Source organism: Pseudoalteromonas sp. SA25 (assembly GCF_011378705.1).
GTDB classification, from domain to species: domain Bacteria; phylum Pseudomonadota; class Gammaproteobacteria; order Enterobacterales; family Alteromonadaceae; genus Pseudoalteromonas; species Pseudoalteromonas arctica.
This window is the reverse complement of the sequence record NZ_WTKV01000002.1, coordinates 166,504-190,106: the sequence shown is the minus strand read 5'-3', so window position 1 is coordinate 190,106 and position 23,603 is coordinate 166,504. Positions and strand designations below refer to the sequence as shown.

Annotated in this window: 15 protein-coding genes; 10 read left to right on the top strand and 5 right to left on the bottom strand. The window is 37.1% G+C overall.

Going from position 1 to position 23,603, the window contains the following annotated elements; translation table 11 throughout:
• Window positions 1-282: 282 nt before the first annotated feature.
• Window positions 283-1,176 (top strand): cation diffusion facilitator family transporter, encoded by an 894-nt coding sequence (locus tag GQR45_RS02290; RefSeq protein WP_165725014.1) that lies wholly within the window; start codon window positions 283-285, stop codon window positions 1,174-1,176.
• Window positions 1,177-1,230: 54 nt separating this feature from the next.
• Here the strand turns inward: GQR45_RS02290 and GQR45_RS02285 are convergent, their stop codons facing one another.
• Window positions 1,231-5,730 carry an EAL domain-containing protein gene (locus GQR45_RS02285; RefSeq protein WP_165725013.1) on the bottom strand — a complete coding sequence of 1,500 codons (4,500 nt, stop codon included), beginning with the start codon at window positions 5,728-5,730 and terminating at the stop codon, window positions 1,231-1,233.
• Between the two features lie 166 nt (window positions 5,731-5,896).
• Here GQR45_RS02285 and GQR45_RS02280 point away from each other — a divergent pair, with 166 nt between their 5' ends.
• The 3 genes from GQR45_RS02280 to GQR45_RS02270 all read left to right on the top strand — a co-directional run bounded on the left by GQR45_RS02280 (window position 5,897) and on the right by GQR45_RS02270 (window position 8,540).
• Window positions 5,897-6,448, top strand: a complete 552-nt coding sequence (locus tag GQR45_RS02280; RefSeq protein ID WP_165725012.1) for a hydrolase — start codon at window positions 5,897-5,899, stop codon at window positions 6,446-6,448.
• A gap of 117 nt (window positions 6,449-6,565) precedes the next feature.
• Window positions 6,566-8,032, top strand: coding sequence for a methyl-accepting chemotaxis protein (locus tag GQR45_RS02275; protein ID WP_165725011.1), 1,467 nt, complete (start codon window positions 6,566-6,568; stop codon window positions 8,030-8,032).
• Window positions 8,016-8,540: a DUF6436 domain-containing protein gene (locus GQR45_RS02270; RefSeq protein ID WP_165725010.1), complete on the top strand. Its 525-nt coding sequence runs from the start codon at window positions 8,016-8,018 to the stop codon at window positions 8,538-8,540. The genes GQR45_RS02275 and GQR45_RS02270 overlap by 17 nt, the downstream gene beginning before the upstream one ends.
• Window positions 8,541-8,600: 60 nt before the next feature.
• Here GQR45_RS02270 and GQR45_RS02265 read toward each other — a convergent pair whose 3' ends face one another.
• On the bottom strand, window positions 8,601-9,158 hold the full coding sequence (locus tag GQR45_RS02265; RefSeq protein WP_165725009.1) for a TMEM165/GDT1 family protein: 558 nt from the start codon (window positions 9,156-9,158) through the stop codon (window positions 8,601-8,603).
• A 603-nt stretch (window positions 9,159-9,761) separates the two neighbouring features.
• Here GQR45_RS02265 and GQR45_RS02260 point away from each other — a divergent pair.
• Window positions 9,762-10,343 (top strand): helix-turn-helix transcriptional regulator, encoded by a 582-nt coding sequence (locus tag GQR45_RS02260; protein ID WP_165725008.1) that lies wholly within the window; start codon window positions 9,762-9,764, stop codon window positions 10,341-10,343.
• A gap of 938 nt (window positions 10,344-11,281) precedes the next feature.
• Here the strand turns inward: GQR45_RS02260 and GQR45_RS02255 are convergent.
• The 3 genes from GQR45_RS02255 to GQR45_RS21290 all read right to left on the bottom strand — a co-directional run bounded on the left by GQR45_RS02255 (window position 11,282) and on the right by GQR45_RS21290 (window position 14,317).
• A complete protein-coding gene (locus GQR45_RS02255; RefSeq protein ID WP_165725007.1) occupies window positions 11,282-12,172 on the bottom strand; it encodes a hypothetical protein in 891 nt (296 codons plus the stop codon).
• Between the two features lie 356 nt (window positions 12,173-12,528).
• On the bottom strand, window positions 12,529-13,500 hold the full coding sequence (locus GQR45_RS02250; RefSeq protein ID WP_165725006.1) for a TniB family NTP-binding protein: 972 nt from the start codon (window positions 13,498-13,500) through the stop codon (window positions 12,529-12,531).
• 493 nt (window positions 13,501-13,993) lie between these two features.
• Window positions 13,994-14,317: a hypothetical protein gene (locus GQR45_RS21290; RefSeq protein WP_240920115.1), complete on the bottom strand. Its 324-nt coding sequence runs from the start codon at window positions 14,315-14,317 to the stop codon at window positions 13,994-13,996.
• A 616-nt stretch (window positions 14,318-14,933) separates the two neighbouring features.
• Between GQR45_RS21290 and GQR45_RS02235 the strand changes: the two genes are divergently transcribed.
• The 5 genes from GQR45_RS02235 (at window position 14,934) to GQR45_RS02215 (ending at window position 23,514) form a co-directional block, all read left to right on the top strand.
• The gene (locus GQR45_RS02235; RefSeq protein ID WP_165725005.1) at window positions 14,934-17,369 is read left to right on the top strand and encodes a glycoside hydrolase family 42; all 2,436 of its coding nucleotides are present in this window, start codon (window positions 14,934-14,936) and stop codon (window positions 17,367-17,369) included.
• Window positions 17,370-17,443: 74 nt separating this feature from the next.
• Window positions 17,444-18,334, top strand: coding sequence for a family 16 glycosylhydrolase (locus tag GQR45_RS02230; RefSeq protein ID WP_165725004.1), 891 nt, complete (start codon window positions 17,444-17,446; stop codon window positions 18,332-18,334).
• A 248-nt stretch (window positions 18,335-18,582) separates the two neighbouring features.
• Window positions 18,583-20,106 (top strand): sulfatase-like hydrolase/transferase, encoded by a 1,524-nt coding sequence (locus GQR45_RS02225; protein WP_165725003.1) that lies wholly within the window; start codon window positions 18,583-18,585, stop codon window positions 20,104-20,106.
• 68 nt (window positions 20,107-20,174) lie between these two features.
• Window positions 20,175-21,617, top strand: coding sequence for a sulfatase-like hydrolase/transferase (locus GQR45_RS02220; RefSeq protein WP_165725002.1), 1,443 nt, complete (start codon window positions 20,175-20,177; stop codon window positions 21,615-21,617).
• A 25-nt stretch (window positions 21,618-21,642) separates the two neighbouring features.
• Window positions 21,643-23,514 carry a CRTAC1 family protein gene (locus tag GQR45_RS02215; RefSeq protein WP_165725001.1) on the top strand — a complete coding sequence of 624 codons (1,872 nt, stop codon included), beginning with the start codon at window positions 21,643-21,645 and terminating at the stop codon, window positions 23,512-23,514.
• Window positions 23,515-23,603: the final 89 nt, after the last annotated feature.

Sequence of the window (23,603 nt, the reverse complement as noted above, 5' to 3'; positions counted from 1 at the left end):
CAGCGCATGTTTGGTATTTATGCTGCGTTATCGCCTATTTATGGGGAATAGCCACACTACATAGGCTCTGCCTTGCCTAAAAAACAAAAATACTGGTGTAAATTCAACCACCGAAGTTCAACAAGCCCTACTAATTATTAGCACATTTTTTTTGATTTACTAAGTTTTTAGTGCGTTTGAGGGCAGTACGTATTATAATTGATACTGTATATCATTACCCTTTTCTACTCTAAGCCATCTTTGGTTTATTTGCACTTTAAGTATAGGTTATTCAAGCATTTCATGACAGAAATCACTACACACCAAGCTTCTCGTCGTCGGTTACTTATTGCGCTAGCAATTACGTGTTCGTTTATGGTAATTCAGGTTATAGGTGCTTATTATTCTAATTCGCTTGCTGTACTAGCCGATGCGGGGCATTTGTTTGTTCACAATAGCTCGTTATTCATCGCACTGATTGCATCAAGTCTCGCTATTCATTTTGCTAAAACTTATAACGATGGTCATCAAAGAGCCGAGCTTTTGGGTGGTCTGGTGAACGGATTTTTATACCTAGCAATCAGTTTAATTATTTTGTATGAAGGTGGTGAGCGCTTTATACACCAGCATGAAGGAAATGAGCTGGCTATTAATAGTTATTTAATGTCGGTTATTGCTGCTATTGGTTTTTTGTTTCATGGTGCTGCTGCATGGGTTTTATATAAAGGCCGCAAAGCGAGTATTAATGTTTACGCGGTATTTTTACATTCATTCTTTGATTTGATTTCTACCGTATCGACATTTGTGGCTGGTATTCTTATATATTTTACGGGCTGGGTTGTTATCGATATTTTATCGAGCATGTTAATCGCCTCTTTCGTGTTGTTTACCGGTGTTAAGGTCATTATTAGTTGTATAAAAGGTTTACGCTTAAATAAGGCCAAACTTCCTAAAGTTGCAGATATTGAAAGTGAGATTACAGATATGGAGCATGTTCACAATGTCCATAACGTCACTGTAACGCGCAAATATAAGGGTGTAGTAGTCGGGGCGCACGTTGTACTTAAAGAGCATTGTACTATTGAAAAACACGATGAAGCATGTCGTATGAAGGTAGAACAACTGTTAGCTGAAAAATTTAATGTACGCAATAGTGTATTACAAATAGAAAGCCACGAATGCCATCACATCCATTAGTAGCATCTAATTAATATAAAAGCGTGTAATAATGATTAGCACGCTTTTAATGTTTCAAATCAAATCAATGATATTGCTAAAACAATCGCTTTTACGTAAGTCTTTAGCATCCATTGGCCTTGCAAAGTAATAACCTTGCAGTACAGTACACCCAACCTCGGCTAAAAAGATCATCTGTTCGCGCGTTTCTACTCCTTCTGCAATACAGTAAAGATCTAGGTTTTCGGCCAATAAAAGAATGGTCTTAATAATTGACTCATCCCCTTTATCTATACCAATACTGTTTACAAAGCTTTGATCTATTTTAATAACATTAATAGGAAATTGGCTCAAATAGGTGAGTGACGAGTAACCAGTACCAAAATCATCAAGTAGTAATTGAAACCCAGCAGCTTTTAAGTTTTGTAGCTGCTTGGCTGCTTTGAGTTTATCTTCTAGTAAAATACTCTCTGTTATTTCAAGTCTTAATTGTCTTGGATGAACTTGAGAGTCCGCTAATATGGACATTAACCGCTGGGTTATGTTTGTTTTTAAAATGTGTTTAGGAGATAAGTTTAAAGATATATAAAACAATGGGTTTGCGCTGAGTATAGGTGCAATTTCAATAAGAGCTCGTTGCAATGCTTGCTCAGTAAGGAGTTCTATTAAACCAGTTTCTTCTGCTACCGGTATAAAAAGTGCTGGCGATACCAACTGTCCTTGATTTTTCCAGCGCATGAGTAACTCCACGCCATTTATTGTTTTTTCTTCTATGTCGATAATGGGCTGATAGTGATTAAAAAATCGGTTGTCTTTTACTGCATCTTTTAAATCATTTTCGAGCAGTAACTTTTGTTTTATCAGCTCATTCATTTCATCGCTAAAAAACTTAAAGTCGTTTCTCCCGCCTTGTTTAGCGTGCATCATCGCAACATCGGCATTACGGATAAGTATATCGGTGGTTACAGCATCGAATGGGTATAGAGCTACGCCAATACTGGCTGAAATATTAATAGAGAAGTCTTCAATAATTACTTTATTAGCTAACTCATTACTAATTTTTCTTACTGTATCGCGAAGAGACTGAAGCGATTTTATATTTTGAATCAGCACTAAAAATTCATCACCACTTTGACGGCCAAGTTTTGCGTTTACGCCAAGCATACCGTTTACTCTTTGGGTAATATTACAAAGTAGCTTATCGCCAACTGCGTGGCCAAAAGAGTCGTTAACAGGTTTGAACTTATCTAAATCAATAAATAATAATGCGCATTGTGTATTACTTTCATTGGCATGTTTAATCGCGTCTTCAATATTTTTATACATTAAACTACGATTAGGTAGATGCGTTAGAGGATCAAAATTAGCCAAATAGCGCAGTTCGTTTTCTGCACGTTTTTGCTCAGTTAAATCTGTAATAACAACCACGTAGTAGCTTGCAGTATCTTTTGTTACGGCTGTGGCGCTTATATGTATTGGATGTTCGTTACTTTTTGCTGTTTTTATATAAGCATCACTTTGCCAGTTTTCTGTAGCTTTTAATTTTTTTAAAATATTTGCAAACTCTCTACACTTATCTTTACCAATGGCCCTAATAAATAATTTTGGGCTAATTTTAGTGGCTGCTTGTTCACTTGAAAACGTTTCAATAAAACTGTTGTTCGCAGAAAATGGCATTAAATGCTTATCGAGTATAAGTAACCAGTCGTTTATTTGGCTAAACGCTTCACCTAGAATTTTTGCTTGTTGCTCATTAGCCCGTTGCTCAGTGATATTGGTATATATGCCAGAAACATATAGCGGCTCATTTGTTTGAGGATCGTATATAACTTGTCCTGTATCTTGATACCATAACCAATGCCCATTTTTATGCTGTAGACGATAAGTTGCTTGCCAGTTTTGTTGTTTTTTGTACTTGAAGTAGTTTTCCCATTGGTTTTCAAAACGACGTCGGTCATCTGGGTGTATAAGCGCTAAAAATTGTTCTATGTGTACGCGTACAGGCAAGCCTGTATAGCCTAATTCACTTCCTCTGAGCGTACTTACGGAAGCATCTTTAAAATTATAATCCCACACGCCACTTTTGTTATTTTTAAGCGCGAGTTCTGTTTGCTTTTGCGAATGAATAGTCGCTCTATGGGCTTGTTCAATTGCAACTTGGCGGCTGCGGTATTGCCAAAAAATGAAAAACAACACGGCAATTATTAAAACTACATAGGCGACAATAGCAAAGGGCGACTTCCATGGTGCGTAGGCCACGTTGATATTAAGTGTGGCAGGTTCGCTTGTAACAATACCATCGCGATTATGTGCTGATATTTTTAGCGAATAACTACCGGGTTGAAGTTTTGTGAAAAACACTTGGTTAGATTGTAAGTCTTCATATGTAAGGGACGTTGGCCCTGAAAGAATTACCTTATAATACGCTTTGTCTATATTGGGGTAAGAAAAGTTAGAAAAACTAACTGTAAGGCCCATGTCTTCATAACTGAGATCAAGTGGTTGGCTAAGGTATTTATGAGGGTAATAATCGAGCTCTTTGGTAAAAAGATTTATATCGGTAATCGCTACACTATTTTTTTTAAATAATTCTTTTTCATCAAAGTCTAAGGGGTCAAAAAGTAGGGTGCCCGCATTACTACCAAATATAAGCCTGCCATCGTTTAATGTTGTTGCTGCTATAGGAGTAAATTGGTTTATATTCAACCCGTCTTTTACTGAATAACTCACCACATTGAGTGTATCTAGGTTTATTTGATATAAACCATTGTCGGTACTTGCCCATAAAAAACCATTTTCATCAGGAAGTAACGAATAGATAGAGTCAGTATTAAATGAATTTTTTAATCCTATGTAGTGTTTTCTCTCATAAGTAACTGGGTCAACACCAAGCAAGCCTTCGTGGGTGGTTGCCAACCATAAGATATTTCGTTTTGAGTCTAAGTAAAAATTTTCTACAGTGTAAAAAATATCTTCTTTAGGATTAAATGACTGAAATATAGTCGTTAAAGTTTTCGTTTTTTCGTTGTACCTAAAAAAACTTTTTGATGTGCCAAGTACAAACTCTTCAGGATGTGTGTCGAGGGGTTTATAAAAAGCATAAGAAAATAAAGGGTCAACTTGCTCTTTGAGTCCTTTAATAATTCTTGTTTTTCCGGTTGTTTCATTAAAAATATAAAAATTATCACCAGACATAAATGCATATTTATTTGCATCAACTTGGGCAAAACCAAATAAGTTGAGCTGGTTAATTACATTATTGTCTGTGTCTTTATTTTCAATAATTTTACCTGTTTGCTTATCAAAAAGTTTAAAACCATCATAAGTAACAAGCCAAAGAAATTGATCGTTTCCAATTGAAGACGCAAAAATATCAAATACCGCAGATGCTCCGTATATTGCTTTTGAGTCGGTCGAGCTTAAATATACTTCACTTTTATTTGTTGATTTGTCATAGCGCGCAATTCCATCTTCTGTTCCTAGCCATATAATATTATTTTTATCTTGGTAGGTGGCATGAACAGTATTGTTACCGGGTAAAAAAATGTGTTTAAACCGTCGGGTTTTAATTGGCCAGGTAAACACGCCTTGGGTTCTAGATGCGAGCCAAAGCACGCCGGACTTATCAATCATTAGATCGTTGATTGAGTTTTCATTAATATTAAACTTACTTTTTTCATAATTTAATATGAACTCTAACTCTTTGGTTTCGCGGTGATAACTAAATAATCCACTTTCGGTTGCTACAAACTCGCCGTAAACAGTATTGGCATAATCCCATATATTATAATCAGGAATTAATGTTGTAACATTTGCTGCAGATATATTTTTGTTATTATCAAATGCTAATTGATACATACCTTCGACAGTACCAACAAGTAATCCTAATTCATTATCAACACTTAAAAATTTGACGTTTATATTATCTATCGTATTTTTTTCAGGGGGATGAAGAGGGATTTTTACAAGTTCTGAATTATCTATATTTGCAGTGTATAAACCATCATTTGTACCAATATATAAAGTGTTTTTATATATCGTTAATGACCTAATGTAGTCCCTTTTATTTGGGAGTGCTAGCTTAAGTGTAAAGTGTTTACTCGTCTCATCAAATGTATATATTTGACCATCTATGGCGAAGTAAAAAGTATCTTGTTGCTGAGTCATTGCGGAGATTGGAGAAAACATCTTTTTTTCTTTATCTATTTGACCAGAATAGATTTTTTCGGTTTTTAAAGTGAGGGGATCTATTATATACGCACCAGAAAGATCAGTTGAGACAATGATTTTTCCGTCTTCGGCTTTAAATAATGCATAAATATAGTGTTTATCTAAGCCAAAGCCACCATTAAAAGTTTTTACATTATAACCATCAAAACGGTTTAAACCCTGTTGGGTTGCTATCCAAATATAACCAATATCATCCTCTTGAGTCTGCAAAACGTAACTTTGCGAGAGACCTTCGTCAGTAGAAATTCGTTGTAATTGTTGAGCATAGTTTTGTGATGCAAAAGTGCTTTGGATGCATAGTAAAAAAACAATGGTGATATGAAAAAAAAGTTTGCTCAAACGCACTTATAAACACTCTCAGTGGAGGATAGGATGATACTTAGCTAGATAGTAAATATAGCATAAGTTTTTATTTTTTAATTACAAATAATATACGTAAAGTTAAAAGCTCTATTTTCAAATAGTGAGCTAATCTATATAGATAACAGTTAATGTTCATAAGGAGAGTATAGTGGTTTTATCTAATATTGATGCAAAAAATAGCGTGTTATTAATAATAGACTTACAAGAGTTGCTTGCTCCTGCAATTAAAGACTTTCCGAATATTTTAAAAAGTACATTGCAGTTAGCGCAGGCGGGTATTATTCACGGCGTGCCGACCTTAATAACAGAGCAATATGTAAAAGGGTTAGGCGAAACTGATCACCAAATAAAAAACATGTTGCCCGATGCCGCGTATTTTCATAAAACTCATTTTAGTGCATGTGCAGAGCTTGGGTTTTTAGAACAATTAAAGGCCTACGGCAAAAAACAAATAATAGTTGTAGGCACTGAAGCACATGTATGTGTTTTGCAAACATGCTTAGACTTAGTGCAAAGTGGTTTCGAGGTCATTATTATCCAAGATGCTATTGGCTCTCGAAATTTAGAGCATAAAAAGTTAGCCGTTGAGCAGTTACGCCAAGCTGGTGCAGTAATTTCATGTACTGAAATTGTCATTTTTCAATGGACAAAGCAAGCTGCAACACCGACGTTTAAAAAAATATTACCTATAATAAAATAAGCTTATTCAAAGTTTGACTTTAATTATTTGAAGTTTTATTAGAATAGGTGCTCCAATTTAAGTTTTATTACGTATAATAGTGTGTGTTTAGTAACCTACAATTTATTCAAGGGTTTTATGTCTAGTGTCGCTCGGTTATTCACCATTATTTTTAGCCTTTTATTTATTGAGTCCATCGGCGTTGGTCTGTATTTTGGTACGTTAACCCAAGCTTTTATTATTGGCTTGCCACTTTGCATACTCCCAATTTGGTTACTCAGAACGTATCCAGACAACGTTATAACGGCGCATGTAGTTGCGGCCGCTATTATGATGTTCTCTTTTTTGCATATCCAACAGACATTTGGGCTAATAGAAGTTCACTTCGAAATATTCATTTTAATGGCTGTACTTATAATGTTTGTACAGTGGCGTGTTTTTATAACTGCAATTATATTTGTCGCTGTTCATCATTTATCTTTTTATTATCTTCAAACTCAAAATACAGGTTTCTACGTATTTGACCCTGATAGACTCGCTTTTACCACAGTACTTATACATGCAGGGTATGCGATTGTTGAAGTTCTAGTTGCAGGTTATATAGCTAAAACATTGCAACGCGAACGCCGTGCAGGCTTGTCATTAAGTTATGCTACAGAGCAAATAATGGAAGACCCTGAAAATATTAAACTCTCCCTACGTGCTGGTGATACTAAAAGTGATGCAGTGGTCGGGTTTAATATATTGCTAGATTATATATCTGATGTTATTAAGCAAGTGCAAGCGCAATCAGAATCACTGCAAAAAAACTCGCGAGAGCTTATCGAGGTTCATGATCAGCTTGCAGATGGAGTTGTGCACCGTACACAGCAAACAGATGATATAGCAAATTCAGGCGCACAAGTTGCACATGGCTTCAAACTTGTTGAAGAAGAAAGTGAAGTTCTTAAACGCCAAGTTGACCATATTACTAAAACTGTCAGTAATGCATTAGAAGATGTTCTTCAAACAGATTCGAAAAGTAGAGAGTTATTAACGTTACTTAATCATACAGAAGAGCAAATAAGTCATTTAGTTGCAGCTGGGGGGGTTATTTCTGGTCTTCTTAATGAAATATCAGGTATCGCTGAGCAAACAAATTTGCTTGCTTTAAATGCAGCTATTGAAGCCGCTCGCGCAGGTGAGCATGGACGAGGTTTTGCTGTCGTTGCTGATGAGGTGAGATCACTTGCAAATCATAGTAAAGCGACAACAGATAAAATTAGTTTGACGCTTAAAGACCTCGTTAACAATAGTAAAACATCAACTCAATCTATGAGTCAGTGTGTAAATTTTGTTGTTGACTTGACTGATATTAGCACCGCTATGAAAGAGAATATTTCAACAATGAGTGGACAAATTAAAGCGGTTGCTTCCAGCTCAGAGTCTGTAGCGCAAGTTGTAGCGGAGCAAGCTGGAAATACCGAATTAATAGCAAGTAGTACCGATACTATGCGCCAAAATCAGTACCAAGATACGCTAATAGTGCAGCAGTTAACTGCTAAGGTACAGCTAATTGATGTAAGTATTGATGTGTTAGAGCAAAGTATTGCAAAGTTTAAATAAACCTAACTCTTTCGTATTTTCGCTTATAGCAGCATGGCTTATTTGCGTTGTTGCAGGGTTAGTTTATTTTCAATTAGAGCAGCTTAAACCGTTTGATAACTTAAAAGTTTTAACTCAAAAACATTGGTTTGGTAATTTTAAAAAGCAATTGGATTGGGTTGATACTGGTGAGCCGTCTTTAGTGCTTATAACAGAAAAAAACTGCGGATGTACTATGCAGGCCAAACCACATATTTCATCGCTAACTTCTTTCGCTACAAATAAAGGCATGAAGATTGTGCAAGTTGAATTAACACCTAAACTTAGGCACGTTATTCCGGCAACGCCTGCTGCTGTTATTATTAATAAAGATGGTGAATTTGTGTATGCAGGGCCGCTCTCCGAAGGGCTAGCTTGCGCCCAGGGGAGTGGTTTTGTTGAAACTGCGGTCACTAATTTAGCCGCAGGTTTTAATTCCAACCTTTTAATTACGCAAACCAAGGGATGTTACTGTGTAAATAATGCATAAATAACGTATCGATAAACTAAAGCTCGCACTTAAATCAACAGTTACGAGCTCTAATATTGATTAAATTGTCACTAAGCCATAAATACCTAATAACACAAACACACAAGCTGCAATAGCACGTACAGTGTTTAGCGATATTCTTTTAAGTAGTGCATTTCCGGCGTATATAACAGGCACGTTAGCAATTAACATACCTAACGTGGTTCCTACCGTAACCCAAAACACAGACTGATATTGTGCGCCTAACAACACCGTCGCTATTTGTGTTTTATCACCAATTTCTGCAATAAAAAATAATACAAAAGCGACTAAAAAAGCCCCGTAGCTATCGTATTTACTACTTACAGCTTCGTCTTTGTCTGGAACTAATAGCCAAAGGCCAACAACAATAAAGCTGATGTTTACAAGCCAAGGTAAATATTCAGAAGAAAAACTATTACTTAACCACTGTCCAAACCACGCTGATAAACCATGATTGAGTAAGGTTGCGGCTAAAATACCAAGAATAAGCGCGCCTTTATTACGAAAACGGGCGGCTAACAGGAGCGATAAAAGCTGGGTTTTATCGCCTATTTCGGCAAGTGTGACAGTGACGGTTGAGGTTAAAAAAACTTCCATTATTGATTCTTACAGGCGGGAATACTAAACCAAGGCAAACAAATATCTCCCGCCATGAGGATAGTGTCTACCTAGGTCTCGCCGATAACGCTTGCTACAACATTACAAACTTACCATGCACATGAGGTGCAATTATGTTGATAAGTTTACTCATTACTGAGCGGGCTACTCCCCTAAGAGGCGGGCATTATTCCACAAAACTTTTGCGTGGTAAATATTAAGAATCGAATATAGTTAATTTATTCGGGAGTAATAAAGTTAGCTTTTGGCAATTAGTTGATAGTCAGGAAAGAGCGATAAGCCGTCACTCAGGTGAGTTGTCATTAACTTAGTAAGAATAAAAGGAAACTATCTCCTTTTTCATATGTGTAAATAAACTACAGTAAGCATAATATTTATAGCTGGTAATAATTTACACTATTTGATAATAATAGAAGCTCACGAAATAAGGACGTTTTCGCTCTAAGATAGGGAAAGTGTCCTTTGATAAAGCTGTTAGCAGTATGGCATTGACCTGTCGTTAAGGTGACGCAAATGTGTCGTATACAAAAAAGGAGTTTTTGAACAGGATATAGCTTCCATATATTCATGTGAGAAATACAAATGGAAATGAAACTAAACGCTAAAAAAATTATAGAAGAACGTAAAGTCAGAGCTTGGAGTCAGCAACATTTAGCTGATGTTAGTGCTGTAAGTTTAAGAACCATTCAAAGAGTAGAAAATAATGGTTCAGGTTCATTGGAAACTGTTAAAGCATTAGCTTCCTGTTTTGAGCTAGATGTTACTAAGTTATTCCAGCCTGAAATCCCATTAAAGAAAAATCACTCTAAATCCAAAATAGCAGTGTTATCTTCAATGATTGCAGCCATTTTCAGTAGTGTTTTATTTCTAGTGCCATCTACAATGGCATTAGATATTAAGATACACTCAGATAAAGTTACAACATCTAAAAATAATGATTATCGAGTTTACAGTAACAATGTAGAGATTTTCTTGCCAAAAACTCTTACTTATGAAGTGTTAGTTGATTCAAAATGGGAAACAGCTACACCGGAAATAGCCAGTGGTAGTGTAAAGATCTATTTGGGTAACTCAGTTGTTTTTATTGAAAAAGCAATAATAACAAAAACTGAAAAAGGAACGAAAATCACTACTAATTATGCAAAATTTACTAACACTGACTAATATACTGCTAATAAGTGTCTAAGGTTGCGACCATCCATCTCCGGCCATTCGACAACATAAGATGTTGATAATAATTGACAAGGTATTTTACTGTGTCGGATGGGGCTTCGCTTATCCGACCTACACTGGCACAAACCGGAAATCACCCATCCATAAATTTCGTATTTATACATTAAGGTTTTTAAAGCCTTAAGGTAATTAATTCTGAACCATTCAAATATTTACCTAAACCTAATCTTACTTAGATTTAAGGTAGACTCTAATTAATAAATCTCAATCTGAGTGCCACACCTTGCTTAAAATTAAAACTATTCTCAAGCTGCCGCGAATTCTCAATTTAAGTGGCGCTGGCCAAATGATCAGCGCCATTTAACTTGAGAATCTCAGCCAAGTAATAAAATTTTAAAACAATAACTTAGCTTGTATTCTTTATGGGTACTGTGCCTCTTAAATTGAGAATTATATATAGCTAAAAATTGCTCCAAGACGAATTCTCATCCAGCCAAAAAGTTCTCATCCTGCCTCGAAAATTCTCATTCTGCCGCTGTAGAACTCAAACTTTATTTTAATGGACACTTAATTAAGTAGATTCAGTATTCGGTGAATTAGTGGCGAACACTATAGGCTAATATTTACTTAGTAAAAGTGTAGTAAATCGTGTAGAAAATGGGTTTTTAGGATAAAGAAAAATGATGCCTTTTAAGTGAAAACTAAAATGCAGGTATGCAAAGCTCCATTTACAATGTTGAGTTAGTTTAAATGTGGTGTGATTAAGGTTTAGCTTTGGATGAATTTACTAAACCTTAATTAAAAGAGGGGAAAATAAACTTATTGGTATTTAGTCGGTTAGTCTTGGTCAACTGTCAGTATTGTTATTAATAGAACATAGACAGAGAACAAGTCTCGATCTAAAAAATTAAAGTTGTGGTCATAAAATGCTAAATGCCGAGTGATAGCTGTTTGTTTTGTGTTTTCGCCAACTTCAAAGTGTCATTCTTATATATACGTTTTGAGTCACTGCCATGAATGTAAACGGGTCTGAGCTTACCGGTATTAATCAATCTCATTAGTTCAACCTTTGGTATACCGGTGACTTCAGCTACGTTTGCAACTGACATCGTTTTATCTCTTATAAGCTGAGTATGTAACTTACAAAAGGTGTCGAATGCTTCAGGCAAGACGTATATGGAATGCATCAAGTCTGAGGAAGGTTTATACACTATTGATAAATCTTTATTTTTAGCGGCTATAAGTACATCTGTTATACAGATATTGTGGAGAGCCATTAAACGATATTGCTCAGTAAGGGGAGCGTAATCTTTATCGTGACTGAATTCGGATAAAAAGGTATAAATGCCTGATATTTCAACGCGAGTATCCGTTCTCAAGGCCTTTTTAGAATCAGAACGTATTAATCCAAGTTCATGTAAAGTAACGACTTGTTTAAATGTTATGCCGATGATAGTGGAGGCTGTTTGAGCTTCAAACCAAAGTTGAGTCATAGGATCATTTGAACGAATATACTCGCTATTATACATGCCATATAGTGTGGATAATGACCCCCATTCACATAGCAAATTCTGGACAATAATTTCAATTTTGTGAAATTCAATATTCAACGGCACATCTGTTGGTACTCGTTTGGCCCTTTCATTTAAGAACAATCTAGCACTATCTGGACTATTAAGAATATCAGCCGCTTTATTCAATAATGTAGAGGTAATCTCCTTTGGCGGGAAGCTCGTTCGTGTATTGCTATCGTCTACTATCACCTTCGCTATAAGGTATGCATCGTGGACTTGTTCTTGTGATTTTAATAGCTCATTCAATGGCATGTGCGTTAAACGTAAGCCGCACAAAGGTGATGTACAGCAGCCATTTAGAAGATTAATAGTAAATTGCAGTGGTGCGTTGCAATGAGGGCATTCGGATAATAAGGCACACTCATGAATAATACAGTGGCGTAAAAACGGATTTTGCCATTGGGTCCTAAAATACCCATATTGGTTAACACAATCTGTACAAACCTGTGGCGTTAGCAATCTCGCATGTGTCCAGCACTTTATCCTTAATGATGATAAAGTGCGAGTAGTAGGAATAAGGTGATCAAGGAGTTCGTGCTTTGTTGACCTACCTTTGATAATACTGGTTAGCATAGCTTTATTTAGTACGCGAGATTCTGATTTTACGCCGTTTCTTTTAAGTAAGCGAAGTACATAACCAATAGCTGACTTCTAAGATTTTTTTCTTGCTCATTTATATATGCATCTAATTGTTCTTTAGTTAAGAGTTCATAATCAAATGGGTTGATAGCCCCAATTGCATATTTCTCAAAGTTTTCAAATAAAGCTTCTAGAAGCTGTTCATAGTTCATTGCTTTTCGAGTGTTATTACGTAAAAACAAATCGCGCATCGTACTCATAGTGTGCTCGCTGTAAGCAAGATAAATACGGTCAAATAGCTCGCTGTGCTTATCTGCTGTTAAGACTGGCAATCCAATGTGTTGAATGAACCAATTACAACAGGCAACCCAGTTTTTCGTTCTAGGAAGGATTGGGTTAATTTCAATGGGGCGCATTTGTCGGCGAGACATCTGCTCGTCATCGTCAAATTTACCGGCAGTCCTACCAAATGTAATAAGGCGCTTAGCACTACTTGTGCCTGCAAAAACAATTGAACAACGGATTTTGTTGCTATCGATAAGGTAGCAAAAATATTTAATAATTCGTTGAAACTCTATCCCATCATAACTCGAGGCAATATTCTGAATTTCGTCCAGAATGATTAGCTCTACTTCTAGCCCTCTGAGCAGTGTGACAAGTTGAGAGTCCAATTCAGCTGCAGAAGCACGAGCATTTTGTGTTGTTCCGTCTAGCTCTGAGATTAAAAAACGAGTTATCTCAGCAGTACTTTTTTTAAACTCCTTAAAAGCCACATAAAAGACTGGCACTGTAGTTTTCTCTGGCGTGGTAACAGGTATAAATTGAGCGTGATACTGCTTTAATATATACGTCTTGCCAGCACCGGATGCACCATAAATAAGTTGAGCTCGTTTATCCTCTGATGGGACGTAATACATATTGTGGGTTTCCGCAATCCTCTGCCATATCTTTTTTTGTACGTCACATGCGAAAATTGTACTAGGCATAGCTACCATTGTTTTTCATTTCCTTCATCATTAGAGCGAGTTGGAGCCATTCTTTAATAAACAGCTATGTCGTCCGATCGGGCTGTCTATTTTTACTTTCATTTTGTCTACATAGCTCAGCTTTTTGCGTGACTCATTATTTATAAACTGCACTTGTCGCCCTGTTTTAATAGGCGGCTTTCGCATGCACTGCTGTTGTAGTGGGCATTATTTGCAATCTTTTAAGTAACCACAGAGTCACGTGTATTTTTGGTTGTGACTTTTTACATTGATACCACTTCGCCACATATCATTACTTGTGGGGCAGCGACATGTTTGTGTTGTTTCATCATAATGGAAATCGTCTAAAGTAAATAAGCGTGGCTTGCCTTTACTACGTTTTAGTTGGCGCTTTCTTGCTCTGTTTCATATGTTTCGCTGTCTTTAAACAGCGGATTTCGTTTTCTAAATTGGTTATCCTTAATGTAGGTATCAAACCCATTTTTTGCTATAAATTCAAGATTCACTTCGCTATTAAGTCAACTGTCAGCGTTGAATTTGATGGTGTGTTCATCTGGCATTTGAGTTTAGCGAGTTGCTGTTTTAATTGTGCAACGGCTGGCTGCAGAGTTTGTTTTTCACCCACTGAGCCGCACTCTTTACTCGCATTAGACTTTAATTCACACGCATCAATGGTAAACATGTTGCGGCCTATCAAACCTTCCTCTTCACATATCTCAGCACTGTCAATAGAGGCGTGGTTTACTTTTCCTGAAGTCGAATCTGAAGGTGATATGATTGCTGTTGCAGGTACATTTAACCAGTTATGTTTTAAGTCATTCAGCAATGAAATGTTGCTTAGGCTGAAGCTTGAAGCAAAGCTAACGGTGACAATATCTCCCCCGGAATGTAGTGTTCGACTAAATTTGGCCTAAGGCTAACCTGATGAATGTGGCGTTGGGATTTTTGACGATAAGCTCATCGGCAGAGATACCTAGCTCTGTAGACTTTGTTGTCGGGGATTCAAAGCTTATCAATAAATTTTAATTGTTTGATGAAAGCTTAGCTAAACTAGTATCTCCAAGCTTTCACCAAGGTAATGAATTATTTAGACTCCAACTTTAATAATATGCCTCAGTTTCAAGAAAGCTATTTATGTGGAATATTCTTAAGCAAAGGCTAGTTTCAAAATTTATTAACTTAAAGACAGTCCTTTTCTTAGTTAACTATAATTAATCGAAAGAGAGCTTCAGCTTTTTGGCAAAGAATAGGAAGTCCAATAGCCACAGTTGAGCTTTTTAGAGGGCTGCATATTTATATAGCTAAAGGTATTTTATAAAAACACATGTTGTGATGTTAGAAAAGGAATTACAAATACAAACATATGATGTATGTTATCTTAAATAAATCTTAACAACAGAATAAATACTGTTAATAAATAACCTTTCTAGACGAGAGATAGCATGAGACAACATTTATTTGGCTTCACACTAGCCCCTTTATTTTTACTTACATCAGCGTGTTCACAACAAGAAAGTGTCATAGAGTTAAAAAACACAGAAACTCTTAGTACATCTAGTGCTTCGCTGAATAGCTACGAGAAAACAGCTCGGCTAAAAATTAACAAACTTAAAAAGTTGATGGCAAAAGCTGAACATAAGCAGATTGATGTTACGCGTGAGGAAAGCGTAGTGTGGTTTGCAGAACAGTTTTTAAAGTTTGCTAACTGGGATGAAAACAATTACGACGCTGTTGTTAAGTTGTTTAGCTATGAACGTTACTACGCAGACACAAAAGAGCAGTTAGCAAAAGATCTTCCTGATTTTGAGCGTATAAAGGTAATTCAAATTTTAGATAAAGGTATAGACGATTTATCCAAAGAGCTGGCTGGTGAGATTAAACGTCGCCCTGTAAATAAAGTTGATTGGCAAAATACCAAAGCACAAGACAATATGTTTGTAAGTAATGGTAAGCCAATATTTTTATATGACTATTTTTCAAAAACGGTAGGGCAGCCGCTTACTAATAAAGATGTTTATAACGATCATTTAGGCGCGCTTTATCATGGTGGTGAAGATTTATATCCTGTCGACCATGACCGCGCTATTAATTCTTTTTTAGTGCGTAAAGATGGCACCTTTGACGAAGAATTAATGAAAGAGCTAACGCGCATCCCTGATACCAACATTGGTTTTTTGGTTTATTGGTTAATGGGTATTCCAAAGTGGGTTGAAGAGCAAGAACCAGAAGTTAGAAAAGGCCGCTCGTTATTTACTGGATTCGATATTGATAACCCATTGGCACGAGAGATTTGGGGTAAAATAATCCGTAAAACGGGCGAGCTTACTAAAGGTAAAAAAGTAACTGAAGTAGGGTTTGTATTAGCTAATGAACCACACTGGTATGCTGAAAAAGGCCACTGGACACAAAAATTTCAAGAAATGACCAGTATTTCTTCATACACATTAAACAAGTTTAGAAGCTGGTTAGATAAAAAGTACCAAGGTGATATTAACGAGCTAAATGAAAACTGGGGAACGCATTTTAGTCAGTTTTCTGATGTAGCCATTGAGATACCTATAGATCCTACGATTAAAGGCGAGCCTAAATGGTATGACTGGACGCGTTACAATATGGACAGAAGTACAGACTGGTTTACTTACGTTCAGAATGAATTACATTCTGTAAATAAAGATGCAGATACTCATATAAAAATAATGCCGCGTATGTTTATGGATGATTCGCGTTCTGGTGGTATTGATACAGAAGCATTAGCCGAGTTAACAACTATGGTAGGGCACGATGCTAAGTCTTTTGGAAGCGAAAACATTCGTCCTGGTAAGTCCTCTAAGTGGATTGAGAAATACGCTTACAATTGGGGCATTGTAACGATGTTTCATGACTTTATGGAATCAGTTGCACCTAATAAAATTAATGTAAATTCAGAATCTCACTTTTTATCTTCGGGTCAGTGGCGAGATTTAGACACACGTACAAGTTATGTTCGAAGTGTTTATTGGCTTGCAACTCTACTTGGAATGGATGCCAATATGGGTTGGTTTTGGGCGCGTGATCCAGATGGTTCACCTGAGGATCGCTTAGAAGGTGATCTCGACTTTTTTGACCCAGCTCTTGGTGGTGCATTTGCAGGCTCTAATAACATGCAGCCACATGTAACTAACGAAGTTACTCAAGTGATGTTTGATCTTAATAGTTTTTCTGAGGAAATTATAGAATTTAGAGAGCAGCGTCGTCCTCTTCGACTATTTTATTCTGAAACAACAGCGATCAATACAAGTGACTATATGACAAAGGGCTACAAACTTTACGAAAATTTATTTTTTGAAGGTTTCCCGCTTGGTTTTGTCACTAAAAATGTAATTGAAAAGCAAGATAACAACAATTGGGATGCAATACTGGTTTATCGTAATAACTTTGTTACAGATGAAGAGTTTAAAGCGCTTCAAGGATATTTAAACAAAGGTGGGACCGTTATTTTAGACTCAGCGAAAAGCTTGTCTTTAGATGAATACGGACATCCACGTAAGGCTAAGTTAGTTGCCAATAAAGGAAAGCTTATTGTTATGCCAAAAGGTGCAGACGTTGAAACTATTAAACAAACTGCACTTGCAGAGGTTTCGGGTAGCACGCCTGATGTTGTTGTAAAAGTAGATAATGGCGAATCATTTAAAACCACAACATGGCGTACTGTTAAGCAAGATAATGGTAGTTACCTGGTTAATATTTTAAATTTAGGCCATACAACAGCGACCGTTGATCTGTCGCTTAAAAATGGTAAATCTATTCATGTTAAAAACTTAATGACGAGTAATAAAATGAACACCAGCTTTGATGTCCCTTCTGAGGGTGTCTTGCTTGTTGAAGTTACTGTTCAATAAATAATTTTTTTAGCGAGTACATACCTATGTACTCGCTTTTTAATTAATACGATACATTAAGTTGTGGATAGAAAATGAAAACAAATAACAAGGTTAAACTAATAGTAATATCGTTGAGCTTAATATTTGGTAGTGCAGGAGTTAATGCGCAACCGATGCCTCATATTGCGCAACCAGGCGAAAATTGGGTTTTACAAACTGAGCGCTCAGATGAGTTTGATAGTAAAGATGCTGAAAAATGGAATTTTCAAACAGAAAACTATGGTGTTTGGTCTTGGAAAGATGAAAATGCCAGTGTTTCTGAAGGCATATTAAAGCTAACTACTAAACGAGAAACGCATTTAAGAACGTTTTGGGATGGCTGCAATAAAACAAAAGTACCTAATTATAGGTTGTTTTACACTTCGGGAGTTGCTAAATCTAGGGCAACAGGGAGTTACGGATATTATGAGGCGCGTATTAAAGGTGCGGATAAATTTCCTGGAGTGTCACCTGCATTTTGGATGTACAGCAAAATAGATCGTACTTTAACGAATGAAGGTGATGTGCAATATAGTGAAATAGATGTAGTTGAGTTAACTCAAAAACAGACGCTTCAGGAGTCGGACCACGACCTACATAATATTGTTATAAAAGATGGCGCACCCAAGTGGATGCGACCTGGTAGCTCGCCAGAAACAAACCATAATGGCTATCATTTACCATTTGATCCCAGTGATGACTTCCATACTTATGGGGTTAATGTAACAAAAGACGACATTACATGGTATGTAGATAATGTTCAGGTTGGCTCCAAAAAGAATCTGTACTGGCATCGAGAGATGAACTTAACATTGTCACAGGGTTTACGCGCACCGCATACACAATGGAAATGTAATCAATTTTACCCTTCAGATAATCAGTCTGCACAAGGTTTTCCAACATCAATGGAAGTTGATTACGTGAGAACATGGTTAAAGCAATAGAGAGCTCTTACAGCCAATTCTAATAAAGCATTTAATACCTTTTATGTAAATGATAAAACACGAGTTTATTGTCAACATTTATATAAGTTTCAAAGTATAAATATTAGCCAAGTTTAAATTTATTTGTTGCCAATGCAAACATCATATGTTTATATTATTGAAATCAATTTCATGCTTTTATAATAAAGTACAAGCTGATTGCTAAAACACTGACGTAGCAATTTTTAGTTGTTTAAAAGGACACACACATGAACTTATTTAAAAGAAAAATGGTGATGCTGCTAGGGTGCTGCACATTATTTGCTACAAATTTATATGCAAAAGATGCAGAACTCAAAAACTCTGAAATCAAAAAGCCAAATGTGCTTATTTTACTGTTTGATGATATGCGCTTTGATACGTTTTCATATCGTAATGGCCCAGTTTCAACGCCAAATATTGATGCATTAGCAAACGAAGGCACACGTTTTGATCAAGCGATGACATCTACAGGCTTATGTTCACCTTCTCGCGCGGCTATGTTTACTGGGCGCTGGGGACATAAAACGGGCCTTGACGATAACGTAGGTCTTTATCATTCTCGTCTTTCGGAGTTATCACTCAGTGAAGGCAGCGTAATTAAACGTGCAACCAGCATAGGGTACGATGTTAGCTATGTAGGTAAATGGCATTTAGGTGCACAAGGCCCAGCACTGCGCGGTGCAAACTTTATGTGGGGGCACGATAAAGATGAAGAACGTAACGGCCGTCCTTTTACGCCTTATCAAACGCAAAAAAATGTAGCCCGTATGAACGCAGGAGAACGTGATAAAAATGGCGAAAAGCATGATTACTATAAAACGCTTCCTGGTACATACGCAGATACAGTAACGGCTAAAGAAGTAAACGAAGGCAAACTAATGCTGCAAAATGCGGCTAAATCAGACAAGCCATTTTTTGGTATTGTTAGCTTTGAACAACCTCATCCACCGTACCGAGTACCAGAGCCTTACGCCAGCATGTACGACTACAAGGATATAAAATTCCCCAAAAACTTTGGTATAAAACGTAAACATAAACCAATGGCGCAAGATGATATTTGGTGGCCTTGGCATGACGTAAGCCATATGAGTGAAACCGATTGGCGCAAAGCACATAGTTTTTACTATGGTGCCATTGCCATGATTGACCACGCAGTTGGCGAGCTCATTAATACGGCTAAAGAAGAAGGTTTATACGACGACCTGCACATTATTTTAGTCGGCGATCAGGGCAGTATGTTAGGTGAGCATAACCTTTATGACAAAGGCCCATATGCGTATGACGAATTAATGCGTATGCCACTTATTATTCGTGACCCTAGCCTTGAGCCTAAAATAATTAACCGCCAAGTGTCTATGCTCGACATAGCGCCAACACTTCGCCAGTGGATGACACTACCACTTGATGGCGACGAAGATGGGCGTTCACTTTTACCATTAATGAAACAAGGTGATAGTGCGGATGCTGGTAAAGATGATATTTCGTTATATGCCTACGAATGGTACAACGGCGGATGGTTTGGTATTAGAGCTATACGTACCCCTGAAATGAAATTTGTATGGAATCCAGGTGATAGCCGCGATGAATTATACGACTTAAAAAATGATCCGTACGAAATCACAAACCAAATAGATAATCCTAAATACAAAAAACAGCTTACTGATTTAGTGCATAAAATGGCGGGAGAGTTAAACCGTATTGACGACCCATCATTAACAAAATTTAACCACCACATGAAAGCTTTTTTATAGCCGAGTAATGCCCTTTGGTAGGCCATAATTGGCCTACTATTTTTATTTTCAAAATTGAGATTGGCACTATGAAAACACACACAAAATTATTGAGCGCTTTATCATCGCTTGCATTATTAATTGGCTCTGCGGGGGGACACGCAAGTGAACAAAAACCCAATATTATTCTTATTGTTGCAGATGACTTAGGTTATGCAGATGTTGGTTTTAATGGCTCTAAGGACATTATTACCCCAAATATTGATGATCTTGCTAAATCGGGTACCTCTTTTTCAGACGCTTACGTAGCGCACCCATTCTGTGGCCCAAGCCGAGCGGCATTAATGACCGGTCGTTATCCACATAAGATTGGCTCACAATTTAATTTACCGACACGCGGCTCAAACGTAGGCGTGCCTACTGACGCCAAGTTTATTAGTAAACTACTAAACGAAAACAACTATTTTACCGGTGCATTAGGTAAATGGCATATGGGCGATGCGCCGCAGTATCATCCAAATAAACGTGGTTTTGATGAATACTATGGCTTTTTAGGGGGTGGGCATAATTACTTTCCTGATCAGTACCAACCCCAGTATAAAAAGCAACAGGCACAAGGCTTAAAAAATATTTTTGAGTACATTACACCGCTAGAGCACAACGGCAAAGAAGTAAAAGAAACGCAGTACATTACTGATGCACTTTCGCGCGAAGCCGTTAATTTTGTAGACAAAGCAGTGAACAAAAAAAATCCATTCTTTTTATATTTAGCTTACAACGCACCGCATGTGCCATTGCAAGCTAAGGATGAAGATATGGCGATGTTTCCTAATATAAAAAATAAAGACCGTAAAACATACGCAGGTATGGTTTACGCAGTTGACCGCGGCGTGGGTAAACTAGTAGAAACCCTGAAAAAAAATAATCAATATGATAATACGCTTATCGTATTTATGAGTGATAACGGTGGCAAATTAAGTAAAGGTGCTAATAACTTCCCACTTAAAGCAGGTAAGGGCAGTACACAAGAAGGTGGCTTTAGAGTCCCTATGTTGTTTCATTGGCCTAAGCATGTACCTGCGGGCAAACGCTTTTCGCATCCTGTATCGGCACTTGATCTGTACCCAACATTTGCAGCTTTAGCGGGCGCTAAAGTTGAAGAAAACCAACATTTAGACGGCACAAATATGTGGCCTGCGTTTATTAAAAATGAAAACCCACATAAAGATGAGCCTATTTATGCACTTCGCCATCGTAAAGGTTACAGCGATGCTGCAATTCGTATGAACCAGTGGAAAGCATTAAAAGTTAACCAGCAACCGTGGCAGTTATTTAATATAGAAAACGATATTTCTGAAAAACATGATGTAAGTAAATCTAACAAGGCACTGTTAACCGACATGGTTCGCGAAATGGAAAAATGGAGCTGGGATAACCAACAGCCAAAATGGTTTCACGAAACTACTGAAGGTGCGAATTGGCGATTAGATGCGATGCCACGATTTGATAAAACGTTTAAGACAACCAAGTAAGTTTCATCAAATTCAAGGAGGCTTTATGAAAGTAAAAACAATTGTATGGCATGTTTCTTTATTATGCATGAGCGCAAGCTTACTAGGTTGTCAACGAGCGAGTGCCCTAGCGGGCGCTCAGCTAACAACTAGCAGCACATTATTTACTGAGCAACACCAAGCAATTAAATTAGAAAACAAAAACCGCCGTAAATGGGATAACGCATTAATAAGCGATTTAGACCAAGACGGTTACCCTGATTTATTACTTACTGATCATGGTTATACCATTCGTTTGTATTGGAACAATAAAGGCGTTTACGACAAAGGGCGCGATCTTATTGTGGGTGATATGCACGGTATTGGCGTAGGCGATTACGATAAAGATGGCAAAATGGACATTTTGCTTTCGCGTGGTGGTGGCTCTGGCGATAACGCGCGTAATGCTAAGTTATTTCACTTTAACAAAAGAGAAATTATTGAAGGCGGTGATTTTTCACCCAAATTGCCAACGTTACGTGGGCGCACTAGTAAGTTTTTTGATGCCAATAACAACGGCCACTTAGATTTATTACTAATGGGATTCCCGCAGGCTAATAGCGGTAAACAAACCAGTAATTTTATTTATAAAAATGATGGTACTGGTAATATAACCCACGCAACTGATTTACCAAAAACTAATCGAGACGGTCAAAAAGTCCTTATTACCGATTTTAATAACGATAAAGTTGACGATTTAGTGATTTACGGCGACGGCGCTTTACGTATTTTAAAAGGCAATGGCGACTTTACCTTTAGTGACGTAACCGGCAACATTTTACCTAATAAAATAATGGATGCGACGGGTGTTAGCGAAATCGATTTTGATAACGATGGTGACTTTGATTTATATATAAGTCGTGCTAACCCATTACAAGCAGGCGATACGTTTTTTGATGCTAAAAGCAAAACATTTGGTTTTTACACTAAACGCGGGTCATTTAAATTCAACGACTTACTTATTGGCGACACGCTCAATATAGTTAATTACCAATCACCTTATCCGAATCAAGATGTGTTTGTAGGAGAAGGTGCCTATAAATACAAATTTGAAGGTGAAAGGCACAGCGGTCAAAACGTTAATATTGTTAGCAGTAACGGATTAGGATGGCCTGATACTCAACCTAATAAAGGACTTTATGTTGGTTATATAGGTAACAATAAGTGGCGCATAGCGGGTAATACGTTTTCACCGACTACGGGAGTGGTAACCGGTGTTAAGCACTATGCAGAAAATAAAAAGCCAGTGGCACCATCAGATTTGTTATTAAAAAATGAAGGTGGAAAATTCGTTGATGTAAGTGATAAAGCCGGTGTTAAAACCAATTTAAATACCACGGGAGTGAGTGTAGGCGATTTTAACAACAGCGGATATCAAGATTTATTTGTTGTTAAACAAGGTAACTTGGTAACCCCCACGTCGCAAATACTGTATTTAAATAATGGCGATAATACATTTAGCCAAGCTACTCATTCGGGATTAATTACAAATACCTTAGGTACCATTGGTTCAGGCGCAAATGTATTTGATTACAACTTAGACGGCCAGATCGATATTATTATGAATAACGACAGAGGTCAGTGGCACTTATTTAGTAATCAAGCCAATAACAGTAATCACTATGCATTACTGCGTATAAGTAATTCACTTAAGCATAATACAAGCCCAATTGGTGCTATAGCGACACTTAAAGGCTGTGGTAAAACCCTAACAAAGCGAGTATCGCCTGATGCAGCACCTTATACACAATCATTTGATAACGTGGTTCATTTTGGTTTGGGTCAGTGCAACGAAATAGATAACGTGAGTGTGCGTTACAGCAATGGAGAAGTCATAAGTAAATCTAAGGTTGAAACAGATCGAGTAATCAATTTTTAATTACAACGTTTGATTACGACAAAGTTAACTTTGAGAGGTAAAAAGCAAGGTTTGGTAACGAGCCTTGCTTTTTTTTAGCTAAAATTAAC

Coding starts and splice junctions, on each gene's coding strand:
- GQR45_RS02290 (WP_165725014.1), top strand. CDS start 283: ATGACAGAAATCACTACACACCAAGCTTCTCGTCGTCGGTTACTTATT.
- GQR45_RS02275 (WP_165725011.1), top strand. CDS start 6,566: ATGTCTAGTGTCGCTCGGTTATTCACCATTATTTTTAGCCTTTTATTT.
- GQR45_RS02265 (WP_165725009.1), bottom strand. CDS start 9,158: ATGGAAGTTTTTTTAACCTCAACCGTCACTGTCACACTTGCCGAAATA.
- GQR45_RS02260 (WP_165725008.1), top strand. CDS start 9,762: ATGGAAATGAAACTAAACGCTAAAAAAATTATAGAAGAACGTAAAGTC.
- GQR45_RS02250 (WP_165725006.1), bottom strand. CDS start 13,500: ATGGTAGCTATGCCTAGTACAATTTTCGCATGTGACGTACAAAAAAAG.
- GQR45_RS02235 (WP_165725005.1), top strand. CDS start 14,934: ATGAGACAACATTTATTTGGCTTCACACTAGCCCCTTTATTTTTACTT.
- GQR45_RS02230 (WP_165725004.1), top strand. CDS start 17,444: ATGAAAACAAATAACAAGGTTAAACTAATAGTAATATCGTTGAGCTTA.
- GQR45_RS02225 (WP_165725003.1), top strand. CDS start 18,583: ATGAACTTATTTAAAAGAAAAATGGTGATGCTGCTAGGGTGCTGCACA.
- GQR45_RS02220 (WP_165725002.1), top strand. CDS start 20,175: ATGAAAACACACACAAAATTATTGAGCGCTTTATCATCGCTTGCATTA.
- GQR45_RS02215 (WP_165725001.1), top strand. CDS start 21,643: ATGAAAGTAAAAACAATTGTATGGCATGTTTCTTTATTATGCATGAGC.